Source organism: Sorangium sp. So ce834 (assembly GCF_051521425.1).
Lineage (GTDB): Bacteria > Myxococcota_A > Polyangia > Polyangiales > Polyangiaceae > Sorangium > Sorangium cellulosum_D.
On sequence record NZ_CP150351.1, the window covers coordinates 10,228,879 to 10,254,998 of the forward strand.

6 protein-coding genes are annotated in these 26,120 nt (G+C 74.1%); all 6 read right to left on the bottom strand.

The genetic code is table 11. The annotated features are described in order from the left end of the window. Positions 1 to 277: 277 nt before the first annotated feature. The gene (locus WMF20_RS37680) at positions 278 to 1,441 is read right to left on the bottom strand and encodes an integrase core domain-containing protein (protein ID WP_437605551.1); all 1,164 of its coding nucleotides are present in this window, start codon (positions 1,439 to 1,441) and stop codon (positions 278 to 280) included. 554 nt (positions 1,442 to 1,995) lie between these two features. Beyond that, positions 1,996 to 4,257: a DUF3160 domain-containing protein gene (locus WMF20_RS37685; protein ID WP_437606617.1), complete on the bottom strand. Its 2,262-nt coding sequence runs from the start codon at positions 4,255 to 4,257 to the stop codon at positions 1,996 to 1,998. A gap of 100 nt (positions 4,258 to 4,357) precedes the next feature. Continuing rightward, the gene (locus WMF20_RS37690; protein WP_437606618.1) at positions 4,358 to 5,464 is read right to left on the bottom strand and encodes a PAS domain S-box protein; all 1,107 of its coding nucleotides are present in this window, start codon (positions 5,462 to 5,464) and stop codon (positions 4,358 to 4,360) included. Beyond that, entirely contained in the window at positions 5,461 to 5,868 is a 408-nt protein-coding gene (locus WMF20_RS37695) for a DUF7793 family protein (RefSeq protein WP_129578821.1), read from the bottom strand. Before WMF20_RS37695 ends, WMF20_RS37690 begins: the two co-directional genes overlap by 4 nt. Before the next feature lie 247 nt (positions 5,869 to 6,115). Continuing rightward, the gene (locus WMF20_RS37700; RefSeq protein ID WP_437606619.1) at positions 6,116 to 10,084 is read right to left on the bottom strand and encodes a type I polyketide synthase; all 3,969 of its coding nucleotides are present in this window, start codon (positions 10,082 to 10,084) and stop codon (positions 6,116 to 6,118) included. Further along, on the bottom strand, positions 10,081 to 25,644 hold the full coding sequence (locus tag WMF20_RS37705) for an SDR family NAD(P)-dependent oxidoreductase (protein WP_437606620.1): 15,564 nt from the start codon (positions 25,642 to 25,644) through the stop codon (positions 10,081 to 10,083). The genes WMF20_RS37700 and WMF20_RS37705 overlap by 4 nt, the downstream gene beginning before the upstream one ends. Between the last annotated feature and the right edge of the window lie 476 nt (positions 25,645 to 26,120).

Sequence of the window (26,120 nt, forward strand, 5' to 3'; positions counted from 1 at the left end):
CAGACCGGAGGCTGTCCGGAACCTCAGGGGTGAATTGGAATTCAAACCGGGGGCTGTACGAGCGGAGCCCTGGTAACACTTCTGACCGGGAGCCGCGGTGACACTTCCTTGAGCTACGGGCCCCTGCTCCGGGAGGAGTGGAAACAGGGGCCGGATCCTCGTCGACGCGACACGCTCACCGCGCTCTCTCGGACCGCCAGGATCTATACACGATCCGCTTCCCGCGGTCTCGGTACACGCGAGCCTCTCCTCACGTTCCGGCGTGAGTGCGCGCAGGTCACCGTGCCTTGGCGAGCTGCAGCTCCTTGTTCTTCAGGGTGACCTGCGCGAGCAGAACCGGCCCGTAGTACAGCTCCCAGACGTCGTCGGCGATCGGAAGCAGCCCCACGGGCTCGTTGGCGATCAGCTTGGAGACGAAGGTGTTCGCGCCACCGAACTGCAGCCGTCCCATGTCCCCCACGCGTCGCACGGCCATCGTGTCCGGATACTCCGGCGAGGAGGGCTTGCTCGGCATCGTCCGCCGCGACGGCGTGTAGCGCGAAGCCGGCGTCCTCTGGCCGAGCGCCTCGTGGGGCCGCTGGTCATTGTACTCGTGCCGGAAGCGGTCGAAGACGCGCTGCTGCGCCGCGAGCGTGGCTCCGGGCGGCGAGGTCGCCTCCGCCTTCAGCGTCTTGTGCATGCGCTCGTGACGGCCGTTCTGCTGCGGCTTGCCGGGCTCAATGCGCTCGGGAACCACGCCGAGCTTGATCCAGCTCACCGACAGCGCCGAGAGCCCTCCGATGCCCAGCGTGGCGAACGGCGGGCCGTTGTCCGAGCGGATACGGTTCGGCAGCCCGAACTCGCGGAACGCGCGCTCGAAGTGCGGCCGCACCGAGGCCTCGTCCGGCTTCGCCACCCCCTCGCACTTGAGCAAGTACCGCGACGCCTGGTCCGTCAACGTCAGGGGGTGGCACCGGGTCTTGTCGCCAAGCGCAAAGTGCCCCTTGAAATCGACGCACCATGTGTCATTAGGCTGCTCCGCTGGAGCCAGCGTCGACGGCATCGCTGACGTCGGCATCACCACGCGGCGCCGCCGGGGTCGGATCAGCCCGTGCTTCTTGAGCAGCTCGCCGATGGTGCTCGTCGCCGGCAGCCCCTCAAGGCCCATGCTCTCCAGCCGGGCGCGCAGCTTCTTCGGACCCCAGGTGGGTCGCACCTTCCGCAGCTCGACCAGCGCGTCGACGATCGCCGCTGGCGTCGCATGCGGGAACGTGTGCGCCACGGGCCGCCGCTCCTCCAGACCACGAGGTCCGGATTGCTCGTAGCGCTCCACCCACTTGTACCCCGTCTTCCGGCTGATGCCGAACCGTCGGCACAGCTCCGCGAACGTCTCGTCCGACTCGTTGACCTGCGCGATGAACTGAAGCCTCTCGTCCACTGAACATGTCTCTTTCCAGGGCACCAGCGATCCTCCGTCGCCGACCCTCTACGACATGTGTCACCCAGGCTCCCGGTTCGTCCGGGTGCTACCCAGGCTCCCGGTCTGAACCGTTACCCAGGCCACCGGTCCGTACCGGCTGTCCGGAACCTCAGGGTGAATTGAAATTCAAACTGGAGGCTGTCCGGAATCTCAGGGTGAATTGAAATTCAAACCGGAGGCTGTCCGGAGGCAGTACGGTACTTTGGCCGAAAGCGCGGTATCGGGGGAACCGCCAAGGCGCCAACGACGCCAAGAAATCTCACAAATTTGGCGTCCTTGGCGTCCTTGGCGGTTCGATCCTCTGCGGCGCTGCCTGCGGCAAGCACCGCACCACCCGTTCGGAACCTCCGGGGTGGGCGGCGAACCGAACAGCGCGCCGAGAGGCACGCCCTCGACGCGCGGCGCCCCGGCGAGGGCATCCACGCCAGACCGTGATCGCGCTGTCGCACCGGCGCCCCGGCCGGCACACCACGGCACACGTTCCCGGGGAGGCCAGCTCGCGCCGGCGTGGCCCCGGGACCGCGCTGACCGCGCTGTCAGCGGGAGACGAGGTCCTTCATCCAGGCGACGTCGTCGGGCGTCGCCCCCACGATCTCGCCGGCCCACCGCTGGTCCGTCATGCGCTCGAAATTCCCGGTGATCCTCTCGAAGTACGACGACACGAGCCCCACGTAGGCGCGCGGCGTGCCGCACGGGTCGGCGGTGACGACCATGAGCCGCGGCAGGCCGGTGCCCACGTGCAGCACGCGGCCGACCGTCGCCCCGACTTCGTCGGTCGGCTGGGTGTGCACGTCGGCGATCGTCGGGTCCTGCTTCGTGCCGAGGAGGGGATGATAGAAGAGATCGGCATACCAGCCCTCGACGCTCTCGGGCGAGCCGCAGCCGTACTGGATCCGGACGGCCTGGTTGATGAAGGCGAGGTGCTCCTCGGTGAGGGGCAGCCCGGCGCGCTGGTTCTCCGCCATCTCGCCGAGCGTCGTCGCGACGCCGTGCAGCCGCGCGAAGTACGCCGGCAGCTCCTCCCCGGTGCCGGGAAGGGCGGACAGATCGAGCGACTCGACGATCCTGCCGCCGTGCTCGGCCAGCTCGGCGATGCGCGCGTAGAACGCCGGGTACGGGTCGACGTAGGCGTCCGGGAACTCGCACGTGGTGCCGCCCGTGTACGACTGCTTCGCGTAGAGGATCGTGTCGTGCCGGAGCTCGGCCCAGGAGGCGAGCTGCGTGTTCAGCAGGCGCCGGCCCCACGCCTCGGTCTTCGCCACCCCGGGCAGCCCCTCGCCGCCTTCGAGCGCCCGCGACGGCGACAGCTCGCGCAGCGCGCCGAGCCAGCGGTTGTAGAGGTTCTTGCCCCAGAAATCGGCCGGGTGCGCGTCGACGAGCACGCGCATCATGTGCAGGTCGGGCGCGTAGGGGAACTGGCCTAGCTCGGGCGCGAGCAGGAGGCCCGCCTGGTCGTTGCCGAGCGCGGCGAAGCCCACGTCGAGCGGGCTCGGCATCATGCGCTTGACGGTGCCGCCCTGCACCCGGTCGTAGACCACGTTCGAGAAGACGTGCGAGTCGACGACGTACCGCTGGCCGAGCATCGCGAAGCTCGCCGACAGGGGCAGCGTGCCCTTGTCGAGGCCGTTGATCATGATATGGCTCGAGATCCGCTGCGTCCCGTAGCCCTTCTTCTGGACGACCGCGACGATCGTGTCGTCCGGGACGCCGGCGAGGCCGGCGGCGTCGTCGAGGCCGAGATCCGCGAGCAGGGCGTCGAGCTCGGGGAGCGTCATGGTGTCGCTCTCGCCCACGAAGGCCTGGATCGTGTCGTCGATGCGCGTGTAACGGTCGAGGGTCTTCTCCTCGGCCAGGGCGCGCAGCGCGTACGCGCCCTCGAGCTGCCGCCGTTGGAAGACCTGCGCGCCGCTCTCCTGGGTCTCGAGGAAGCGGAAGTCCACGCGGCCGAGCCACATCATGCTGCGGAAGTAACGCTGGAGCTCGGGCGAGTCGTTGTAGTGGCCGCGCGGCTCGAACTGGGAGAAGTCCATGAGCCGGTCGGCGCCGAAGAGGCTCACCGCCCCCATGCCCTGGTGGGCCTTGGCGCCCGCCACGAGCTCGTCGATCTTCGCGGCGTCGGCGCCCGCGACGGGCGCGACCGGCGCGCCGGTCAAGAGCGCGAGCGCCACGGCCGTGTAGAGGTCCGCGTCGGCGCGCGCCTCGGCGCCGAGGTCGCCGCCCGCGCCCGCGGCGAGCCGCGCGCGCATCTCCTCGAGCATCTTCCCGAGCTCGGAGGAGAGGGAGGCGCCCTCCAGGAACTTCAGGATCGCGTCGTAGGAGCGGTGGACCGCGAACAGGATGGAGTCGGCCGACACGTAGAGCGGCAGGTCGAGCGCGTAGATGCTCTCGTAGCCGTACACGAAGGTCGGGAAGGTCCTCTTCTCCGAGATGACGAAGCCGTTCGCGGACAGCTTCGCGAGCTCGTCGTCGTCGAGCCGGAACGTGGAGCCCTGGATCAGCGACAGGTTGTCGGCGTCCGCGGGCGCGTACGAGAGGCCCGACGCGAAGTCGACGCGGTACTTCGAGGCGAAGTCCGCGGCGGTCATGCGCGCCGACGACTCCCGCTCCTCGAGCAGCGCGCCGAGCTCCGCCTGCTGCTCGGGCCCGAGCGGCGCTGACGGTGATGTCGGCGAGGGCGAAGGCGGCTGCTCCGACGGCGCACCGCCGGCGTCGGACGGCGGCAGGCCATCGCTGGAGCAGCCGCCGGCAAGGGCCAGGAGGAGCGGGACGATGGAAAAGTGAAGGGACGTCCTGGGCATCGTGTTCCCCTTTCGGAGCGCGCCTCCCCGGAGGCGCGGCGAGCCCGACGCGGGCAAGGACGATGCCGGGCTCGCCGGCGCGGCATCGTGGCCTGTCAGGTCAAGCCGGCTTCGGCTTCTGGAGCTGCTTCATGGCGTATCCGATGCCGGTCTGCAGCGAGCCGAACGTGTAAATGCCGCCGAGCTTGAACTCGAGCTCCATGAGCGCCACCGCGACCTCCGGCCGGATGCCGGTCAGCACCACCTGGGCGCCGAGGAGCTTCACCGCCTTCACGGCGTTGACGATGCCCTGCACCGCCCGCGCGTCGATCTTCCGCACGCCGGTGATATCGATGATGACGATCCGCGCCTCGCGCGCCACGACGCCGTTGAGCAGCGTCTCCATGATCTGGGTCGAGCGGCGATCGTCCACGGAGCCGATCACCGGCATGGCCAGGATCTGATCCGCGATCGGCATGAGCGGCGTCGAGAGCTCCTCGAGCAGGAGCGCCTGGGTCTGCACGACCTGCTCGAGGCGCTGGCGCTCCTCCTCCTCGAGGCGCTTGCGCTCGGTGAGATCGCGCGCGACGCAGACGAGCCCCTGGCTCTCCCCGAGGCCGCCGGAGATGACGGAGGTCGAGAGGGAGATAGGGACGATGTCCCCCGTCTTCTTCTGGAACGCCGTCTCCTCCAAGAGGATGCTGCTCTCGCCGTCGCCCATGACGCAGGGGAACGCGCCCGGAAAGATGCGGCTGGCGGGCGCGCCGACGAGCTCCTCGGCGGAGTAGGCCGACAGGCGGCACGCCGCGGCGTTCACGCTGGTGATGGAGCCCTCCTTGTCCACGACGACGAGCAGATCGCTCATCGACTGGAGGATGTTGTCGACGTACTCCTTGGACACCACCCTGGAGGCGAGCTCCTCGGCCACCATGTTCAGGCCGAGCGCGAGCGCGTCCCAGGCGTCGCCCTGGTCGCTGACCTCCGCCCGCCTCGAGAAGTCGAACGACACGATGGAGTTGAGCATCACCATGGTGTCGTTGAGCCGGCGCTCCAGCCGCTCCTCCCTCGCTCGCCGCTCGAGCGTCTCCTGCACCAGCGCCTCGGCGGCGCGCTTCGCCAGGTCGAAGCTGGCCTCGCCCGGGGCCTCGCCCAGCGCTGGAGTCGCCCCGAGGAGGATCGAGCAAAGCTCGGCAACGCGAGAGTCGATCGACGGCTCTCCTTCGCTCACGAGCGGAACCCTTTCAACCACTCGACCGCGGCCGTCTCGTCGGAGAAGATCTTGTATGGTTTGGCGCGCCTGCCGTGAATCGCGCTGAAGACCGCCAGCCAGATGTTCGCGATGGTCGTGCTCAAGGGCGAGTCGGCCAGCATCGCCACAGCAGGCCAGCTCGCCGTCGCCTCGGGGCTTCCGTAGTAGGACCGGGCGTCACGTTCGATCACCTTCACGTGGGTGAGATCGACGAGCACCGGCCAGCGCCCGCCGCTGGTGGTCGAGTTGATACCGGCGATGACCTCGCGGGCGATCTGGAGCGTCTGTAGGGTTCCTGGCGCGAACTCGACCCGCACAATCCCGTTCGCATCGTCAAGCCAGACTCGTCCCGACGAGAAGGTTACCGCCGTGCTGTTCTCCATCCCTGTCCTCCTCACGCCGGCTGACCGCTCGAACGAGACCACCCAGCCGTGGCACCAGAGCGGCGGCTCCGCCCAGGTTGCCCCCCTGATCTCCTATCGTAATTCGTTCGGGGCGTGTAGCGTTTCATTGCAGACACACCGGGAACGGCGGCGCAGCTGCACACCCGAGCAGATGCCGGGCGAAGGCTCACAGCGGCGTCCGATGTGCTCCGATCTGCCCTCTGCAGGCCTGACCGTCCCGCTCGCCTCAGCGGGGGCAGACGTCCGCGGCCAGCAAGCGCTCCCTGAGCCGCTCTGCCAGGACCCGGACGTGAGGCTCCCGGAGCATCGTGTGGTGAGATCCCGGGACTTCATGGATCTCGATCGGCTGTGACGAGATCCCAGCCATGGGCTGATAGAGGGCTCCGTAGGGCTCCGTCACCGGACCGAAGGGTCCGGGCGGCGGCTGCTGCGCTGCCCGGAAATAGACCACACGACCACCGTAACAGAGCATCGTGTAGGAGCGCGCGGCCCGCCCGTGAGCCGCCCCGAGCCGCTGGACCGCATCGGCGAAGCCCGGCGCCACGCCGCGCGCTGCGTCGAGGACGAGCTCCGTCAGCTCGCCCTCGTCGAGCCGGCGGAGCTCATCGTACGCCATCCCGGGGCGGGCCATCCTCGCGGCCTCGACGAGCTGCCACAGCCGGCGCTCACGGGTGCTCGGGATCGTGATGTAGCCATCGATCATGGCCAGCAGCGCAACGCGCTCGCCGCACCGCACGAGCTGGTGCGCCATCTCGAACGCGACGAGCCCGCCGAGGGACCAGCCGCCGAGCAGGTAGGGGCCAGCCGGCTTCACGGACCGGATGGCCTCGAGATAACGCGCGGCCATGTCCTCGATCCGCTCATCGGGCGCGGCGCCGTCGTCCAGCCCGATCGCCTGGAGGCCGTAGAAGGGCCGCTCCGTTCCCAGGTGGCGGGCGAGCTCGGTGTAGCAGAGCACCGGCCCGCCGAACGGGTGGACACAGAAGAACGGCGAGCCCTCGCCGCCGGGCTGGATCGCGACGAGCGGCGACCTCGGTCGCGCCCCGCCATCCTGCCGGCCGCGCTCGCCGCCCGGCGGCGCGGGCAAGCTCAGCGCGTCCAGCGCGCGCTCGGCGAGCGCCGCGACGGTCGGATGCTCGAGCAGCAGGTTGACCGGCAGCTTGATGTCGAGGCCCTGCGCGATCCGGTCGCGGAGCTCCAGGCTCATCAGCGAGTCGAGCCCGAGGTCGAGCAGGCTCGCGCCCGGCGCGATCCTCTCTGGAGCGTCCAGCCCCAGCGTCTGCGCCGCGGAGGTCTTCAGCCACCCCTCGAGCACCCGCCGGCGCTCGTCGGGCGTCGCCGCCCTGAGGCGCTCGACCAAGGCGACCGCCGCCGGCGCGCCCACGTCGACCGCCGCCGGCGCGCCGCCGGACGCGCGCGGCGCGACCGGGGCGTCCGGCGCCTCCGGTCGCTCGCGCTGGATCCAGTGCCGCGTCCGCTGCCAGGCATACGTCGGCAACGAGACGCAGCGCCCTCCGGCCGGATAGAGGCGCTTCCAGGCGACGGCGTGGCCGTGCGCGTGGAGCGCCCCGAGCGACTGCAGCAGGCACCGCCGCGCCGGGAGCTCTCGCCGGAGCGAGAAGACCGCATGAGCGTCCGCCCCCCGCGCGGAGAAGCACTGCCGGAGGTGGCCGGAGAGGACGGGATGCGGGCCGACCTCGAGGAAGATCCGGTACCCCGCGGCCAGCGCCGCGTCCACGGCGCCCGCGAACCGCACCCGCTCTCTCATGTTCCTCGCCCAGTACGCCGGATCGAGCTCGCTCCCCGCGACCGGCGCGCCGGTCACCGTGCTGAACAGGGGCAGCGCCGCCTTCTGGGGAGAGAGCCCGGAGAGCGCGGCCTCGAGCTCGCGATCCAGCGGCGCCATCTGCGCGCTGTGGAACGCGTGGCTCACCGGGAGCAGGCGGCAATCCACCCCCTCCCCGCGCAGGCGGCGCAGCACGTCCGCGAGCGCCGCCTCGTCGCCCGCCAGCACGGCCGAGCGCGGATCGTTGACCGCCGCGATGGTGAGGCGATCGCCCGCGCCCTCGAGGAGGCGCGCCGCCTCGTCGGCGGGCACGCCGACCAGCGCCATCTTCCCGAGCCCCTTCGTCCGCTGCATCAGGCGCCCGCGCAGCACCACCAGCCGGACGGCTTCCTCCAGGCTCAGGACGCCCGCGATGTGCGCGGCCGCGATCTCGCCGACGCTGTGCCCGATGACCGCGCCGGGCCGGACGTCCAGGGATCGCCAGAGCTCGGCCATCGCCACCTGGACGGCGAGGAGCGCCGGCTGCGCCACCTCGGTCTCCTGGAGGCGCGAGGTCGCCTCGGGCGCCTCGAGCTCGTCGAGGAGCGACCAGCCGGCGTGGCGCCGCACGAGCGCGTCGCAGGCCTCGAGCGCGGCGCGGTAGCTCGGCTCCTCCGCGAACAGCTCGCGGTGCATGCCGGCCCACTGCGATCCCTGCCCCGAGAACACGAAGGCCACCCGGACCCGCGCGCCCGGCTCCGCGACGCTCCGGGTCGCCCCCGGAGGCGCCTGCCCCTCGGCGCAGGCGTCCAGCGACGCCGCGAGCTCCTCCCGGGAGCTCCCGACCACGGCCAGGCGATGGCTGTGGTGGCTCCGCCGGACGCTCGCCGTATAGGCGATGTCCGCGAGGCGCGGGGACGCGTCGGTGACCGGCTCGCGCAGGAGATCGCGCATCGCCCGCGCCGCCGCGACGAGCGCCTCCGGGGACCTCGCCGAGAGGGGCAAGAGGACGACCTTCGCCTCCCCCGCGGAGGCGGCGGCGCTCGGCGGCGCCTCCTCCAGGATCGTATGCGCGTTGGTCCCGCTCAGGCCGAACGCGCTCACGCCCGCGAGGCGGGCGGCGCCGCCCGCCTTCCACTCGAGCTTGCGCGTGGGGATGGAGAGCGACGTGCCCTCCAGCCGGATGCGCGGGTTGAGCGCCCGGAAGTGGAGGTTGGCCGGGATGGCGCCGTGCTGGAGGGCGAGCACCGCCTTGATCAGCCCCGCCACGCCGGCGGCCGCCTCGAGGTGGCCGATGTTCGTCTTCACCGCCCCGAGGACGCACCCGGCCTCGCCCGCGCGCGGCTTGCCCACGACCTGCGCGAGCGCCTCGACCTCGATCGGATCGCCGAGCGAGGTCCCCGTCCCGTGCGTCTCCACGTAACCGATCTCCGAGGCCTGCACCCCGGCGCTCTCCAGGGCCTTCTTCAGCATCGATTGCTGGGAGAGGACGTTGGGAGCGGTCATCCCCGTGGAGCGGCCGTCCTGGTTGACCGCCGAGCCCCGGATGACGGCGCAGATGGGATCGCCGTCGGCCAGCGCGTCGGAGAGCCGCTTCAGGAGCACGAGCCCGCACCCTTCGCCGCGGACGAAGCCGCTCGCCTCCGCGTCGAAGACCTTGCACCGGCCGTCCGGCGAGAGCGCCCCGGTCGTGGCGATGAGCCGCATCATCACCGGCGACAGGAGGAGGTTGACCCCGCCCGCGAGGGCGAGCGCGCACTCGCCGCTCCGCAGGCTCTGGCAGGCGAGGTGGATCGCCACGAGCGACGACGAGCACGCGGTGTCGACGGTCAGGCTCGGCCCCTGGAGGCCGAGCGTGTAGGACAGCCTGCCCGCGGGGAAAGAGAAGAAGTTGCCCGTCATGGTGTGGATGTCCTGCGCGCCGGGATCGAACGCGCCGCACAGGTGGGCGTAGTCGTTGGTGGTGATGCCCAGGAAGACGCCCGTGCTGGAGCCCGCGAGCCGCTCCGGGACCTGCCCGCCGCGCTCCAGGGCCTCCCAGGCCACCTCGAGCAGGAGGCGCTGCTGCGGATCCATGCGCTCCGCCTCGCGGGGCGAGATCCCGAAGAACTGAGCGTCGAACAGATCCACGTCCCGGAGGAAGCCGCCCCAGCGGACCGCGCGCGCCCGCGGGTCCGGGGCCTCGTCGGGCGCCGGATCGAGGCGCCACCGCTCGGCGGGGATCTCCGTGACCGCGTCCACGCCGTCCTCGAGCAGCCGCCAGTAGGCCTCCGGCGTCGAGGCGCCGCCCGGGAGCCGGCACGCCATGCCGATGACGGCGATCGGCTCCGCCCTCGCGCGCGCGAGGGCGTCTCGCTCGGCTCGGAGCTCCCGGATGGTGGCGATCGCTTGCCGCAAACGAGCCTCGTAATCCGTCACCGGCACGCTCATACCGATTTCCTCCCGCTGGCCAGCGTCAACTCCTCGTCGAGGAGGCTCAGCAACGCACTTCCGTCGAGATCGCCGAGGGAACCGGCGAAGGACCGCTCGGTCGCCTCCTGAGCAGGGGCATCGGCCGCCTCGATCTCGGTGAGCAGGTGTTCGGCGAGCGAAGCGATGTTCGGGTACGTGAACAGCAGCGTCGCCGAGAGGCTGAGCCCCAGGCTGGACTCGAGGCGGTTGCGGAACTCGAGGCTCATCAGCGAGTCCATCCCGAGGCTGGCGAACACCTCGAGCGGCCCGATGGCGGCCGCGTCCACGCGGAGCACGCGGCCGAGCTGCTCCTTCAGGTGCCCTTGCAGGCGGAACCGGCGCTCCTCGGGCGGCTCCCCCTCCAGCGCCTCGCGGACCCGGAGGATGTCCGACGACCTCGGCGCCGCTCGGGCGCGCTCGCGCGTGAGCCGGTCCCAGTAGCGCAACCGCGCGACGCTCGGGTAGGACTCGAGCCACCGGTGCACGTTGAACCGGACGACCGCGATCTGGGGCATGTCCGCCTCGAGCAGGCGCTCCAGCATCCGCAGCCCCTCCTCCTCCGTGAGGCTGTCCATCCCCCGGTCGCCCACGCGGCCCATGACGTCGGCCTGCCGGACCGCGATGCCCACGTCGGAGAAGAGGCCCCAGTCGATGCTCAGCGCGGGGAGCCCGAGCGCGCGCCGGTGATGCGCGAGGGCGTCCAGGAACACGCTCGCCGCGGTGTAGTTCCCGTTGCCCGGCGCGCCGAGCAGCGAGGCCACCGACGAGTACATCACGAAGAAATCGAGCGGCCTGCCCGCGGTCAGCTCGTGCAGGTTCCACGCGCCGTGCATCTTCGGGGCCATGGTCTCCCAGAAGCGCTCGGCGCTCTGCTCCATCACGGTGCTGTCGGCGATGACCATGGCCGCGTGGACGACCCCGCGGAGCGGCGGCGCGCGCCGGTCGATCGCCGCGAGGAGCTCGACGACGTGATCGCGACGCGACGCGTCCGCCTGGGCCACGACGACCTGCGCGCCCTGCGCCTCGAGCGCGTCGATCGCGCGCCGCGCCGCTTCGGACGCGCCGCTGCGGCCCGCCAGCACGAGGTGGCGAGCGCCCCGGGCCACCATCCAGCGCGCCAGCGAGAGCCCGAGCCCCCCGAGCCCGCCGACGATGAGGTACGTGCCGTCCGGCCGCAGCGCGGCGCCGCCGGCGCGCCGCTCCCGCAGCGCGCTGCGCGCCATCCGCGCGACGTAGCGCTCGCCCGCCCGGAGCGCGATGTGATCCTCGTCGTCCGTGGCGTCGAGCTCCCGCGCGAGCGAGGCGGCGTCCTCCGGCGCGCGCGCCGGGTCGAGGTCCACGCGCGTGCACCGGAGCTCCGGGTGCTCGGAGGCGAGCACGCGGCCGAAGCCGAGGAGCGGCGCCTGCGACACCGACACCGGCGCCGCCTCCTCCACGGCCTGCGCGCCGCGGGTCACGAGCCACAGCCTCGGCGCGTCGCGCCACCCCCTGCGCACGAGCGCCTGCGCGAGGAACATCGCGCTCAGCGTCCCGAGGCGCTGATCCCGCTCCAGCGTGTCCAGCGTGACGCCGTCCGGGCCCTGCGCGTCCAGGCTCCACAGGTGCACGACGCCCCGGCACGCCGGGCCGCCGCCGAACGCGTCCTCGAGCAGGAACCGGAACGCCATCGGGTCTCGCGGGTCGAGCTCGTAGAGCCCGGGCGCATGGCGCGCAGTGACCTCGCCGGCCACGGCGACGACGCAGGCGTCGCCCCGCGTTCGCAGGAGCTCCGCGAGCTCGGCGCCGGTCCCGGTCCGGTCCGCGAGCACGACCCAGGCGCCACGGTGGGAGCGGCGCCGATCGCCGTCCGCCGGCACCGGCGCGTGGCGCTCCCACGCGACGGCGTGCAGCAGCTCGTCGCCGTCGCCGTCGCCGTCGCCGTCGCCGTCGTCCGGCGCCGCGAGGCGCCCCTCGGGCCACGGCGCCCGGGGGGCCTCGTCGATCCAGTAGCGCTCTCGCTGGAAAGGGTACGCCGGCAGCGAGACGCAGCGGCCCCCCGACGGATGCTGGCGCTTCCAGTCCACCGGGTATCCGTGCGCGTAGAGCGCGCCGAGCGCCTCCAGCAGGCTCCGCCGCTCGTCCCGCTCCCGCCGCATCGCCGGGAGCGCCGCGCCCCCGGGCGCCTTCGCGCGCAGCCCTTCCTCGATGGCGGGCGCGAGGATCGGGTGCGGGCTCATCTCGAGGAACAGCGTGGGCCCGCCGTCCGCGAGCCGCTGCACGGCGCCCGAGAACAGCACCGGATCCCGCAGGTTCCGCGCCCAGTACTCCGGGCCGAGCTCCTCGCCGCGGCAGATCTCCCCGCTCACGGTCGAGCGCATGGGCACCCGCGCCGGCGCCGGCGCGAGCCCGTCGAGCGCCGCCCGCAGCTCGTCGAGGAGCGGATCCACCTGCGGGCTGTGCGACGCGACGTCGACCTTCACGCGGCGGCAGAACACCCCGCGCCGCGCGAGCTCCGCCAGGATCTCGTCGAGCGCGAGGGGCTCGCCGGACAGCACCGTCGACCGCTCGCTGTTGCTCACCGCCACGGAGACGCGCCCCGCGTGCCCGGCGACGAGCTGCCGCGCCTGCTCCATGGGCAGCTCCACGAGCGCCATCGCACCCGCGCCGCTGATCCGCCGCAGGAGCTTGCTCCGGCGGCAGATGACGCGCGCGGCGTCGTCCAACGTCAGCGCGCCCGCGACGTGCGCCGCCGCCACCTCGCCCATGCTGTGCCCCACCACGGCGTCCGGCTCCACGCCCCACGCGCGGAAGAGCGCCGACAGGGCCACGCCGATCGCGAAGAGCGCCGGCTGCACGACGTCGATCTCCGCGAGGCGCGAGCGCTCATCGCCCGCGTGGAGCTCCTCGATGAGCGACCACCCCGCCTCCCGCGCGATCGCCGCGTCGCACGCGGCCAGGGCCTCGCGGAAGCTCGGCTCCTCGGCGAGGAGCTGCCGCGCCATGCCCGGCCACTGCGAGCCCTGGCCCGGGAACACGAACACGACCCGCGGCCGCGCCGACGCGCGCGCGTCCCCGCGGGCGACGCCGGCGGCCTCCTCGCCCCGCCCGTAGGCCGTGAGCAGCTCGGCGAGCTCCTGCCGCGAGCCGCCGGCGACGGCCAGCCGATGCTCGTGGTGGCTGCGCCGCACGCTCGCGGTGTACGCGATGTCCGCGAGGTCCACGGCGGCTCCGGCGGGGTCCTCGACCAGGAGCCGCCGGTACGCCTCCGCCAGGGCCGAGAGCGCGGCCGGGCTCTTCGCGGAGAGGGGGAGGAGCACGACGGACGCGCGGCCTTCCGGCGACGTCGGGGCGGGCGGCGGGGGCTCCTGCAGCAAGACGTGCGCGTTGGTCCCGCTGATCCCGAAGGCGCTCACCCCCGCGATCCGCGGCGCGCCTCCGGACGGCCAGGGCAGCGGCTCCACCGGGACGGCGAACGGCGTGCCTTCGAGCGAGATCCGCGGGTTCAGCGTCTGGAAATGCAGGTGCTTCGGGATCGTCTCGTGGCGCAGCGCCAGCACGACCTTGATGAACCCCGCCACCCCCGCCGCCGCCTCCAGGTGGCCGATGTTGGTCTTCACCGAGCCGAGCCAGCACGGCGGCCCGTCGGGCCGCGGCCCGCCCAGCACCTCTTTCAGGGCCGTGAGCTCGATCGGATCCCCGAGGGAGGTGCCGGTGCCGTGGGCCTCGACGTAGCCCACCTGGTCCGGCGAGACGCCGGCGCTCTCCAGCGCCTGCCGCAGGAGCGCCTGCTGCGAGAGCACGTTCGGCGCCGTCAGCCCCGACGAGCGCCCATCCTGGTTGACGGCCGAGCCGCGGACCAGCGCCCAGATCCTGTCGCCGTCCCGCTGCGCATCCGAGAGCCGCTTGAGCACGACCATGCCGCAGCCCTCCGCCCGCACGTACCCGTTCGCGGCGGCGTCGAACGTCTTGCATCGACCGTCGGGCGAGAGCGCCTGGGTCTGGCCCATCAGGCACATCGTCAGCGGGGACAGGATGAGGCTGACGCCCCCCGCGATCGCCATGTCGCTCTCGCCGCTCCGGAGGCTCTGGCAGGCGAGGTGGAGCGCGACGAGCGAGGAGGAGCACGCCGTGTCCACCGTCATGCTCGGCCCCTCGAGGCCGAACACGTAGGACAGGCGCCCCGCGGCGGTGCTCGCCAAGGTCCCGGTCGCGCAGTAGGCGTCGAGCTGCCGGGGATCGAGCGAGGCGAAGCGGTGCTGGTAGTCCTGGACCGCCATGCCGATGAACACGCCGGTCCGGCTGCGGAGGAGCCGCTCGGCGGGCTGCCCTGCGTCCTCGAACGCCTCCCAGGCCACCTCGAGCAGGAGGCGCTGCTGCGGGTCGAGGCTCGTGGCCTCGCGAGGCGCGATCCCGAAGAAGCGCGCGTCGAACCCGTCGACCCCGTCGAGCAGCCCGGCCCAGCGCGTCCCCGGCAGGCCGTCGGGGATCGCGCCGTCGGGCCACCGCGCCGCGGGGATCCGCTGGATCGCGTCGACGCCGTCCTCCAGCGCTCGCCAGAACGCCTCGGGGTCGCTTCCGCCTCCGGGCAGCCGGCACGCCAGGCCGACGACGGCGATCGGCTCGACCTCCTGCGCCGCCGCGGGCTGCGGCGCCGCGCTCGGGGGAGGCGACGCGGGCCGAGCTCCGGCGCCGGCGCCGAGCTGCTCGGCGAGATACGCCGAGAGCCCGGCGACGTGGGGGTACGTCCAGAGCAAGGTCGACGGCAGCGAGAGCCCCAGGCCGGCCTCCAGGCCGTTGCGCAGCTCCAGGCTCATCAGCGAGTTGATGCCGAGATCGTTCAGCGGCACGTGCCGGTCGATGGATCCCGGTTCGAACCGCAGGACCCTGGCCGCGACCTCCCGGACGAAGCCCTCGATCAGCGACGGCCGCTCCTCCGGCGTCGCGCCGTCGAGCGTCGCACGGAAGCGCGCGACCTCGGGCGCGCGCTGCTTCGCGCGATCGCGCTCCTCGCGCAGGCGCTCCCAGAAGGGCGACGCGGCGGCGGTCGGGTAGAACTCGAGCCACCGGCGCAGGTCGAACCTCAGGACGCCGGCCTGAGCCGCCCCTCCCCCGAGCAGGCGCTCGAGCGCGGCCAGCGCGTCCGCCTCCGTGAGGAGCCCGGTCCCCCTGCGCGAGAGGCGCGCCGCGGCGCCGTGGCGCGCCTCCGCCGGGGTCTCCTCGGCGAAGAGGCCCCAGTCGACGCTCAGCGCGGGCAACCCCCTGGAGCGCCGGTGGTGCGCGAGCGCGCCGAGGAACGCGTCGGCCGCCGCGGAGCCCGCGTCGCCAGGAGCTCCGAGGAGCGGCATCGCCGAGGCGTGCAGGAGGAAGAGGTCGAGAGGCCTGTCTGCGGTCAGCGCGTGCAGGTTCCACGCTCCGCGCGCCCGCGAGGCCGCCGCGGTCCAGGAGCGGCGGGCGTCGCGCTCCGGCGCGGGGCCGCCCGCGGCCGGCTCCGCGTAGACGACCCCCCGGAGCACGCCGAACCGCTGCTCGACGGCCGCCACGACCTCGGCCGCCCGCGACGGCTCGGCCACGTCGACCTCGGCCACGACCACCTGAGCGCCTGCCGCTTCCATCGCGGCGATCGCGCTCCGGGCTGCCTCCGTTGCGCCGCCCTCGCCGGTGAGCAGGAGGTGGCGGGCGCCCTTCTCCACCATCCACCGCGAGAGCGAGAGGCCGAACCCCTCGAGGCCTCCGGCGATCAGGTAACCTCCGTCGGCGCGGAAGCTCGCGCTCGCGCCGGGGCTGGCCCCGGGGACGCCGCGCTCGAGCCGCGCCACGTACCGCGCCTCGCCGCGCAGCGCGATCCGGTCCTCGCGATCGGCCGCGTCGAGCTCCCGGAGCAGCGCGGCGGCCTCGCCGGATGCGGGGGTCGGGCCCAGATCGACGCGCTTGCACCGGAGCTCCGCGTGCTCGGCCGAGAGCACACCCCCGACGCCCCAGAGCGGCGCTTGGGCCACGGACACCGGCGCCGGCTCGGCCACGGCCTGCGCGCCGCGGGTGACGAGCCAGAGCTGCGGCGCGTCGCGCCACCCCCTGCGCGAGAGCGCCTGCGCCAGCGAGAGCGCGCTCAGGCCTGCGCGGCGCAGGTCTCCCTCGAGCGTCTCCGGCGTCGTCGCCTCCGCCGCCGCGGCGTTCAGGCCGAGGAGATGCACGACGCCCCGGCACGCCGCGTCGCCCTGGAACGCGTCGTCCAGCAGCGCCGAGAGCGCCGCGCTGTCCGAGGGGTCGACCTCGTAGCGCCCGTCCCCGAGGCGCGCATAGCGCTCCCCCGGAACGGCGCGCACGCACGCGTCGCCCCGCTGGCCGAGGAGCGCGGCCACCTCCTCACCCGTACCGTCCCGATCCAGGAGCAGGAGCCACGCGCCGCGCGACTTGCGAGGGGCAGCGGGCGGGCGCGCGGGTTCGCTGCGATGCCAGGCGACGGCGTAGAGCAGCTCCTCCGTGATCCCGGGCGCCTCGAGGGTCGCCGAGCGCGCGGGCGCGGGCGCGCCTCCCTCGATCCAGTACCGCTCCCGCTGCCAGGGATACGCCGGCAGCGGGACGCAGCGCCCGCCCGACGGATACTGCAGCTTCCAGCGCACCGGATAGCCGTGGGCGTAGAGGGCTCCGAGCGCCCAGAGCACGCTCCGCCGCTCTCCCTGGTCGCGCCGCATCGTGGGGAGCGCCTTCCCCCCCGTGCCCCGCTCGGACAGGAGCTGCTGGAGGTTGGCCAGGAGCACCGGGTGCGGGCCGATCTCCAGGAAGATCTCGTGGCCGTCCGCCCACGCCGCGGAGACGGCCCGGGCGAGCTGCACCGGCTCACGGACGTTCCGCGCCCAGTACCCCGCGTCGAGCGGCTCGCCCTCGAGGCGCGCGCCCGTCACGGTGCTGTACATCGCGATCGACGCCCGGCCCGCCGCGACCTCCCCCAGCGCGCCCCGGAGGTCGCGCTGCAGGGGCTCCATCTGCGGGCTGTGGGAGGCGTAGTCGACCCGCAGCATGCGGCAGGGCACCTGCCTCGCCTGCAGGCTCGCCACCACCTCCTCGAGCGCGGCCGCGTCGCCGGAGAGCACCACGGAGCGCGCGTCGTTGATCGCCGCGATCGAGATCCGGTCCGCGCGCCCCTCCAGGACGGCCGCCGCCTCGTCCTCGGACAGCGCCACGGACGCCATCTTCCCGAGGCCCGTGGCGCGCTGCGTGATCCGCCCGCGGATCGCCACGATCCGGATCGCCTCGTCGAGGCTCAGGACGCCGGCGACGTGCGCGGCCGCCACTTCGCCGACGCTGTGGCCGATCACGGCGTCGGGCGTGACGCCCAGCGTTCGCAACAGCGCCGAGAGAGCCACCTGCACGGCGAAGATCGCCGGCTGAGTGACCTCCGTCCGATCCAGCCGCGAGCTCGCCTCGGGGGCGGCGAGCTCGGCGAGCAGCGAGAAGCCCGCGTGCCGCTGCACGAGCGGCTCGCACGCCTCTAGCGCCGCGCGGAAGGCGGGCTCCTCGGCGAGGAGCTGCTGCCCCATCCCCACCCACTGCGAGCCCTGCCCCGAGAACACGAACACCACCTGGGGCTGCCACCCGAGCACCGTCTGCCCGCTCGCCGCGGCGGGGTGCGCTTCGCCCCGCGCGTGCGCGCCGAGCGCCTCGGCGAGCTCCTCCCGGGACCGGCCCACCACGGCGAGGCGGAGCTCGTGGTGGCGGCGCCGCACGCTCGCCGTGTACGCGATGTCCGCGAGCCGCACGTCGGGCGGCGCGCCGCCGAGGAAGCGCTCGTAGGCCTCGGCCAGGGCGGCGAGCGCCCGGGGGGACCTCGCCGACAGGGGCAGCAGCGTGAGCGGGGCGTCCGGGAGCGCGGGCGGCTCGGGGACCTCCGGCGCCTCCTCCAGCACGAGGTGGGCGTTGGTCCCGCTCATCCCGAACGAGCTCACGCCCGCGCGGCGGGGCCGCTCCCCGCGGCGCCACGGCTCGGCCGCCGTCGCCACCTCGATCGGGAGCTCGGCCCACGGGATGCGCGGGTTGAGCGCGCGCGCGTGCAGCTGCGCCGGCAGCGCGCCGTGCCCCAGCGACAGCACCACCTTCATCACGCCGGCCACGCCCGCCGCCGACTCGAGGTGGCCGATGTTCGTCTTCACCGACCCGATCTTGAGCGGCCGGCCTCCGGGCCTCCCCTCGCCGTAGACCGCCCCGAGCGCCTCGACCTCGATGGGATCGCCGAGCGCCGTCCCGGTGCCGTGCGCCTCGACGTAATCGATGTCGCCGGGCGAGAGCCCCGCGATCGCCAGCGCCGCGCGCACCACCGCCTCCTGCGCCTTGCCGTTCGGCACGGTGATGCCGGCGCTGCGGCCGTCGCTGTTCACGGCCGAGCCGCGGATCACCGCCAGGATGCGGTCGCCGTCGCGCGCCGCGTCCGACAGGCGCTTCAGCACGACCATGCCGCAGCCCTCGCCCCGGCCGTACCCGTCCGCGTCCGCGGAGAACGTCTTGCACCGCCCGTCCGGCGCCAGCGCGTGGAGGCGCGACAGGTACACGCCGAGGTGCGGGGCCAGCATCAGCTGGACCCCGCCCGCGACCGCCACCCGGCACTCCCCCGCCCACAGGCTCCGGCAGGCGAGGTGGATCGCCGTCAGCGACGACGAGCACGCCGTGTCGACGGCCATGCTCGGCCCCTCGAGCCCGAGCGCGTGCGAGAGCCGGCCCGCGGAGAAGCTCGTGAACGTCCCCGAGAGCGTGTAGGCGTCCAGCGCCTCGAGATCCGCGTGCGCCCGCTGCAGGATGCCGTAGTCGCTCGGCCCGATCCCGACGAAGACGCCCGTCAGCGGCTGCTCGCCGGGCACGACGCCCGCGTCCTCCATGGCCTCCCAGATGACCTCGAGCAGCAGCCGGTGCTGCGGATCGAGGTGGACCGCCTCCCGCGGCGCGATCCCGAAGAAGCGCGCGTCGAACCGATCGGGCGCCGCGGCCAGGAAGCCGCCCTCCCGGACGTACATCTTGCCGGCCGCGTCCGGATCGGGGTCGTAGTACGCCGCGGCGTCCCAGCGGTCCGGAGGGATCGGCCCCACGGCGTCGACCCGCTGCTCGAGCAGCCGCCAGAAGTCCTCCGGGGTCTCCACGCCCCCCGGCAGGCGGCACCCCATCCCCACGATGGCGATCGGCTCGTCGCCGATCGCGGCGCGCCCGCCGGCGTCGCTCGACGCCGCGCCGCCCGCGCCGCCCGCGCCGTCCGCGCCGTCCGCGCCCGCGCGCTCCTCGGCCTCCGGAGGCGCGGCGTCGCCCGGCAGGCTCGGCGACAGCTCCTCGAGCAGGAAGTCGGTCATCGCGACGACGTTCGGGTGGTTGAACGTCACGCTCGACGACAGCGGCCGGCCGAGCGCGCGGCCGAGGCGCTGGCACAGATCCACGGCCATCAGCGAATCCATGCCGAGCTCGAAGAAGCCCCGGGTCGGGCTCACCTCGTCGACCTCGGCGAACCCCAGCGTCTCGGCGACCGAGGCCTGGATCCGCCGCTGGAGCATCCGGCGCCGCTCCCGCGGCGGCGCCGCCGCGAGCTCGCCGAGGAGGGCGGGCGCGGTGTCGCCCGGCGCGGGCGCGGCGTCGCCCGGCGCGGGCGCCGTGGCGCGCGGCACCTCGGAGAGCAGCGGGCGGGGGCCGCTGCTCTCGACCACCGCGCAGAACCGCGGCCAGTCGACGTCGGCCACGACCACCTGCGCCGCCCCGGCGGTCATGCAGAAGGACAGCGCCGCCATGGCCTGCTCCGGGCCGAAGGCCCGCACGCCGCGCTCCTCGAGCGACGCGAGCGCGGAGGTCGCCATGCCGCCGCCGCGCCACGGCCCGAAGCTCACGGCGACCGCGGGCGCCCCGGCGGCGCGGCGCGCCCGGACGAGCGCGTCCTGGAACGCGTTCGCCGCCGCGTAGCCGGCCTGCCGCGCCGAGCCCCACACCGCGGCGATCGACGTGAAGCAGACGAACGCGTCGAGCGGCCGGCCGCGCGTCAGCGCGTCGAGCGCCGCGGTCCCGTGGACCTTCGGCGCGAGCACCCGGCGGAGCCCCGCGCCGTCGAGGGCCGAGAGCGGCGTCTGATCGGAGACGCCCGCCAGATGAAACACCGCGGAGAGCGGCGGCAGCCGGGCGTCGATGTCCGCGAGCACGGCGGCCATCGCCGCCGCGTCGGCCACGTCGGCCTGCGCCACGGTCACGCGCGCCCCGAGCGCCTCGAGCGACGCGAGGAAGTCGCGGTCGTCGGCCGACGCGCCCTTGCGGCTCGTGAGCACGAGGTGCCGCGCGCCCCGCTGCGCCGCCCACCGCGCGACATGCCTGCCCAGCGCGCCGAGCCCCCCGGTGATGAGCGCCGTGCCCGACGTGGACCAGGCCGGCGCGCCGTCCGGCGCTCCCGCTCCGGCGCAGCGCACGAGCCGCTCCACGAACCGCCCCGACGCCCGGAGCGCGACGTGGTCCTCGCCGTCGGGGCTCAGCACCTGCGCGGCGAGCGCGGCGATGTCGTGCTCCCCGGGGGAAGGCGGCAGGTCGACGAGCCCTCCCCAGACCTCCGGGTGCTCGAGCGACAGGGTCCGGCCGAGCCCCCAGAGCGCCGCCTGCGCGGGCGCCGTGACCGGGTCGCCCTCGCCCACCGACACCGCCCCGCGGGTCACGAACCAGAGCCGCGGCCGCTCGCCCTGCCCCGCCTGCAGGGCGGCGCGCAGCAAGGCCGGCGCGCTCCCGACGCCCCGCGCGAGCGCGGCGTCCAGCGAGCCCTCGCCCTCCGGCGCGCCGCCGAGGCTCCACAGGTGGACCACGCCGCGCACGGGCCCGCGCTCGGCCGCGCGCTCCGCCCACCACGCCGCGAGGCCCTCGGGCGCCTCGGGCGTCGAATCGCCCGTCCACGCCGGCTCCGCCGCGCGCGCCGCGGCGCTCCCCAGGCGGAGCCGGGAGCAGGTCGCGCCCGCCGCCTCGAGCGCGTCGGCCAGCCTGTCGCCGGTGCCGCCCTCGTCCACGAGCGCGACCCAGTGCCCGGCCGCGGCCGGGCGCGGGCGCGGCGCGAGGGGCGCTGGCTTCCACGAGAGCTCGTGGAGCCACGGCTGGATCTCCGCCGCCGCACGCTCCTGATCCGCCCTCGCCCGCAGCGCGTCGAGCACCCGGCCGACGACGCCGAGCTCCTCGGCCGAGAGCGCCGCGGAGAGCCCGAGCTGCGCCGCGAAGGCCGCCGCGTCGGCCGACCGGAGGAGCGACGGGAGCGCCGCCGCGGGCGCGCCCTTCGCCTCGCGCCGCGCGTCCCCGGGCGCCTCGAGCCAGTACCGCTTGCGCTGCCACGGATAGCCCGGCAAGGACACGCAGCGCCCGCCCGCCGGGTACACCCGGGCCCAGTCGACCCGGCACCCGCGCGTGTGGAGGGCGCCCAGCGCCTCGAGCAGGCAGCGCCGCGCGTCGCGGCCCCGGCGCAAGGTCGGGGCGACCAGCCCGTCGACCCCGCGCGCCGAGAGGCACCGCTGCACGTTGGCCGAGAGCACGGGGTGCGGCCCCACCTCCACGAAGATCCGGTGCCCGGCGGTCACGGCGCCGTCGATCGCGCGCGCGAGCAGCACCGGCTCCCGGACGTTCCTCGCCCAGTACGACGCGTCGAGCGCCTCGCCGTCGATGCCCTCGCCCGTCACGGTGCTCACCAGCACCCGGTCCGCGCGGCTCCGCGCGATCTCCCCGAGCGCGCCCGCGAGCTCCTCGCCGAACGGATCCATCTGGGGGCTGTGGAACGCGTAGTTCACCCGCAGCTCGCGGCACTCGACCCGTGCGCGCCGGAGCTCCGCCACCACCTCGCCGAGCGCCGCCGCTTCGCCGGACAGCACGACCGAGCCGGGGTCGTTGACGGCGGCGATCGAGAGCCGCCCCTCGTAACCTTCGAGCGCGCGCGCCGCCTGCTCCGGAGACGTCTGGACCGAGGCCATCTTTCCCAGGCCGGTCGCCTGCTGCATGATCCGCCCGCGGTGGTGGACGATGCGCACCGCCTCCTCGAGGCGGATCGCCCCCGCGACGTGCGCCGCCGCGATCTCGCCGACGCTGTGCCCGATCACGGCGTCCGGGGCGATCCCCCAGGAGCCGAGGAGCGCCGCGAGCGCGACCTCCACCGCGAACAGCGCGGCCTGCGCGACCTGCGTCTCCTGCAGGCGCGACGAGGCCTCCGGCGCCTCGATCGCCTCCAGCAGCGACCAGCCGGCGAGCGGCGCGAGGAGCCGATCGCACGCCTCCAGCGCCTCGCGGAAGACGGGCTCCTGCCGGAGGAGCGCCTGCCCCATGCCCGGCCACTGCGACCCCTGGCCCGAGAACACGAGCACCACCGAGGGGCGCTGCCCCGGCGGCGCCTCGCCCAGCGCGGCGCGCCCGCGCGCGAGGTCGTCGAGGGCGCCGGCCATCTCCTCGTGCGAGCAGCCCACGACCGCCAGCCGGTGCTCGAGGTGGCTGCGCCGGACGCTCGCCGTGTAGCAGACGTCGCGCAGCAGGCCGCTCTCCGGCGAGCGCAGCCGGGACGCCGTCGAGCGCGAAAGCTCGAGGAGCGCGGGCCTGGAGCGCGCCGAGAGCACGAGCAGCTCGGGCGTGGCGGGCTCGCCCGCGTCCGCCGGGCTCGAGGCCGCTTCCGGCCCTGCAGCGCGCGGCTCCCCGAGCGGCGCCGGCAGGGCGTCCGCCGCCACCAGCGGAGCCACCCGGCGCCACGCGACGGGCGCGCCGAGCATGTAGAGCTCGCCCAGCGAGCCGAGCAGGCACTCCCGGGCCGGCTCGTCCCGCCGCAGCGACGGCAGCGCGACGCCGCTCCGCCCCTTCCGGGCCAGGCTGGACGCGACGGCGTGGGCGAGGACGGGGTGAGGATCGAGCTCGAGGAAGACGCCGAACCCGTCGTCGATCAGCCGATCGAGCGCGGCGTCGAGGCGCACCGGCTCCCGCAGGTTCCGGGCCCAGTACGCGGCGTCCTGCGCCGCGCCGTCGAGCCGCGCCCCCGTCACCGTCGAGTAGATCGGCGCATCGCCCCCGCGCGGCGCGATCCCCTGCAGGGCGCGCGTGAGCTCGGGGCACAGCGCGTCCATGTGCGGGCTGTGCGAGGCGTAATCCATCCGGACCTGCCGGCCCGTCACCCCCTGCTCGGCGAGCGCCTGCAGCAGCGCCTCGAGCGCCGCCGGCTCGCCCGAGATCAGGGTGGATCCCGGGCTGTTGCTCCCCGCGAGGAAGAGGCGGCCCTCGTGGCCGGCGAGCGCGCGCGCCGCGTCGTCCGCGGAGAGCTCCACGACGGCCACGGCGCCCGAGCCGCTCTGCTGCCGGACCAGCCTGCCCATCGCGCAGATGACCGCGGCGGCGTCCTCGAGGGTCAGCGCGCCGGCGACGCAGGCCGCCGCGACCTCGCCGATGCTCTGCCCCACCACCGCGTCCGGCTCGATGCCCCAGGAGCGCCACAGCGCCGCCAGCCCGACCTGGATCGCGAAGATGGCCGGCTGGACGACGTCGGCCTCCTCGAGCAGGCGCCCGTCGCCCGCCGCCAGCGCGGCGAGCAGCGAGAAGCTCGCGTGCGGCCGCATCGCCGCGTCGCACCGCTCGAGGGTCGACCGGAAAACGGGCTCCTCGAGCAGGAGATCGCGCCCCATGGGGAGCCACTGCGAGCCGTGCCCGCCGAAGACGAAGGCGACCTTCGGCCGCCCGCCGGCCGCCTTGCCGATCGAGCCGCCCGGCTGCGCGCATCCGGCCAGGAGGGCGTCGAGGCGCGCGGCGAGCTCGCCGTGCGAGGAGACGGCGAGCGCGAGCCGGCGCTCCTCGCCGCTGAGCCGCGCCGCGGCGGCGCCGCAGAGCGCCTGCACGGAGGGCCGGTCGTCGCCCTCGCCGGCCGCGGCGAGCGCATGGACGCGCCGGCAGAGCGCCGCGAGCTCCTCGCCGCTCGGCGCGGACAGCGGCAGGAGGTGCACCTCGCGGCGCCGGGGCGCCTCGAGCACGACGTGGCAGTTGGTCCCGCCGAAGCCGAAGGAGCTGACGCCGGCCAGCGCCGGCCCGCGCTCCTTCTCGGGCCACCGCTCCGTCGCGCGCTGCACCGAGAGCCGCAGCTCGTCGAACGGGATGTGCGGGTTCGGCTGCTCGAAGTGGAGGCTCGGCTGGAGCGTAAGGCGCCGCATCGAGAGCGCGACGCGGATGAGCCCCGCCACGCCCGCGGCGCCCTCGAGGTGGCCGATGTTCGTCTTGACCGACCCGATCCGGAGCGGCCGCTCCGGCGGGCGATCCGCGCACAGCACGGCGCTGAGCGCCCTCGCCTCGATGGGGTCCCCGAGGATGGTGCCGGTGCCGTGGGCCTCGACGTAATCGACCTCTTCCGGCCGCACCCCCGCGCGCGCGTAGGCCTCGCGGAGGAGGGCCTCCTGCGCCTTCGGGTTCGGCGCGGAGAGCCCGTTGCTGAGCCCGTCGTTGTTGACGGCGCTGCCGCGGATCACGCAGTAGATGGGGTCGCCCGCCGCGAGCGCGCGGGAGAGCGGCTTCAGCACCACCACGCCGCCGCCCTCGCCGCGGGCATACCCGTTCGCGCGCGCGTCGAACGCCTTCGAGCGGCCGTCGGGCGCGAGCGCCCCGAACTTGGAGATGGCGACCATGCTCTCGGGGGCGAGGATCAGGTTCACGCCCCCGGCGAGCGCGAGATCGCACTCGCCGAGCCGCAGGCTCTGGCACGCGAGGTGGACCGCGACGAGCGACGAGGAGCAGGCCGTGTTCACGTGCAGGCTCGGCCCCTCCAGGCCGAGCGCATAGGAGACCCGGGCGGCGAGGATGCTGAGGTCCTGCCCGACGGCCGTATGCTGGACGATCGCGTCGATGTGGCCGCCGTCCACGCGCGCGTAATCGCCCCACATGGCGCCGACGAACACGCCGGTCTGGCTGCCCTCGAGCGATCGCGGGGGCACGCCGGCGTCCTCCAGCGACTCCCACGCGAGCTCCAGCATCAGCCTTTGCTGGGGATCCATCTGGACCGCCTCGCGCGGCGAGATGTCGAAGAACTGCGGATCGAAGAGATCCACCCGGTCGAGGAACCCGCCGCGGCGCGCGCTCATTTTCCCCGGAGCGCCGCGATCGGCGCTGTAGAGCGCGTCGACGTCCCACCGCCCCGGAGGGACGTCGGAGGTCGCGTCCACGCCGCCCCGCAGGAGCCGCCAGAACGCGTCCGGGTCCGGCGCCTGCGGGAACCGGCAGGCGACGCCGATGACGGCGATCGGCTCGGGGCTCGACGCCCCGAGGGCCCCGTCGCCCGTGCGCGCGCCCCGGGGAGCGGGCGATAGCCCCGGCCCCTCGGCCACGTAACGAGAGAGCCGCTCGATCGTCGGGCACTCCCATATCAGCGTGGGGTGGAGCCGGCGCCCGAGGGCCTCCCCCAGCGCGGCGATCAGGCCCATCGCAGCGGTGGAGTCGAGCCCACAATCGGTGAACCGCGCGCCGGGCTCGATCGACCCTGGCGACACGCCCGAGCGCTCCGCGATCCTCTCCGTGAGCCATCGCTGGACCTCAGCAATGGTGGAGAGCTGCGTCCGTGATTCGCGCGACATAGCCGTCTCCTTCAGGCAGAGCGTAAAAACATCGCCTCTGAGGAAAGCTTCGTTGCTCGCTGGATCTCAGGGCTCAGACGCCGAACGCGCAGCCCCTAGCCATAACGACCATTACAGGAAATAAGTCGCTTACACAAGGTTAGTAAAATGTGTTGCCCGTCAGTAATCAAACGAACGTTCGTGAATACACGGGCAGAGCTCAACGACGATCGGTGCAGGATCGGTGGATCGACTCAAGTCCATCTCTCTGGCTGTCGATCCGCGTCGCGGCGACCTCGGAGGGGCTCACGGGCTTGCCGGAGAGGGCGCCCTGCGCCGCGCTCCCGGCGGGAGGCGAGGCAGTCGTGCGCTTCCGGGCGCCTCGGGCGCCCTGGCCCTCAGCGCGAATTATCGTCGAGCAGTGACGTACAGATTACAAGCTACTGGAGCAGCACGAGCGCGCCATTGTCAATCATCTCCGCACCTTGCAGCGAATG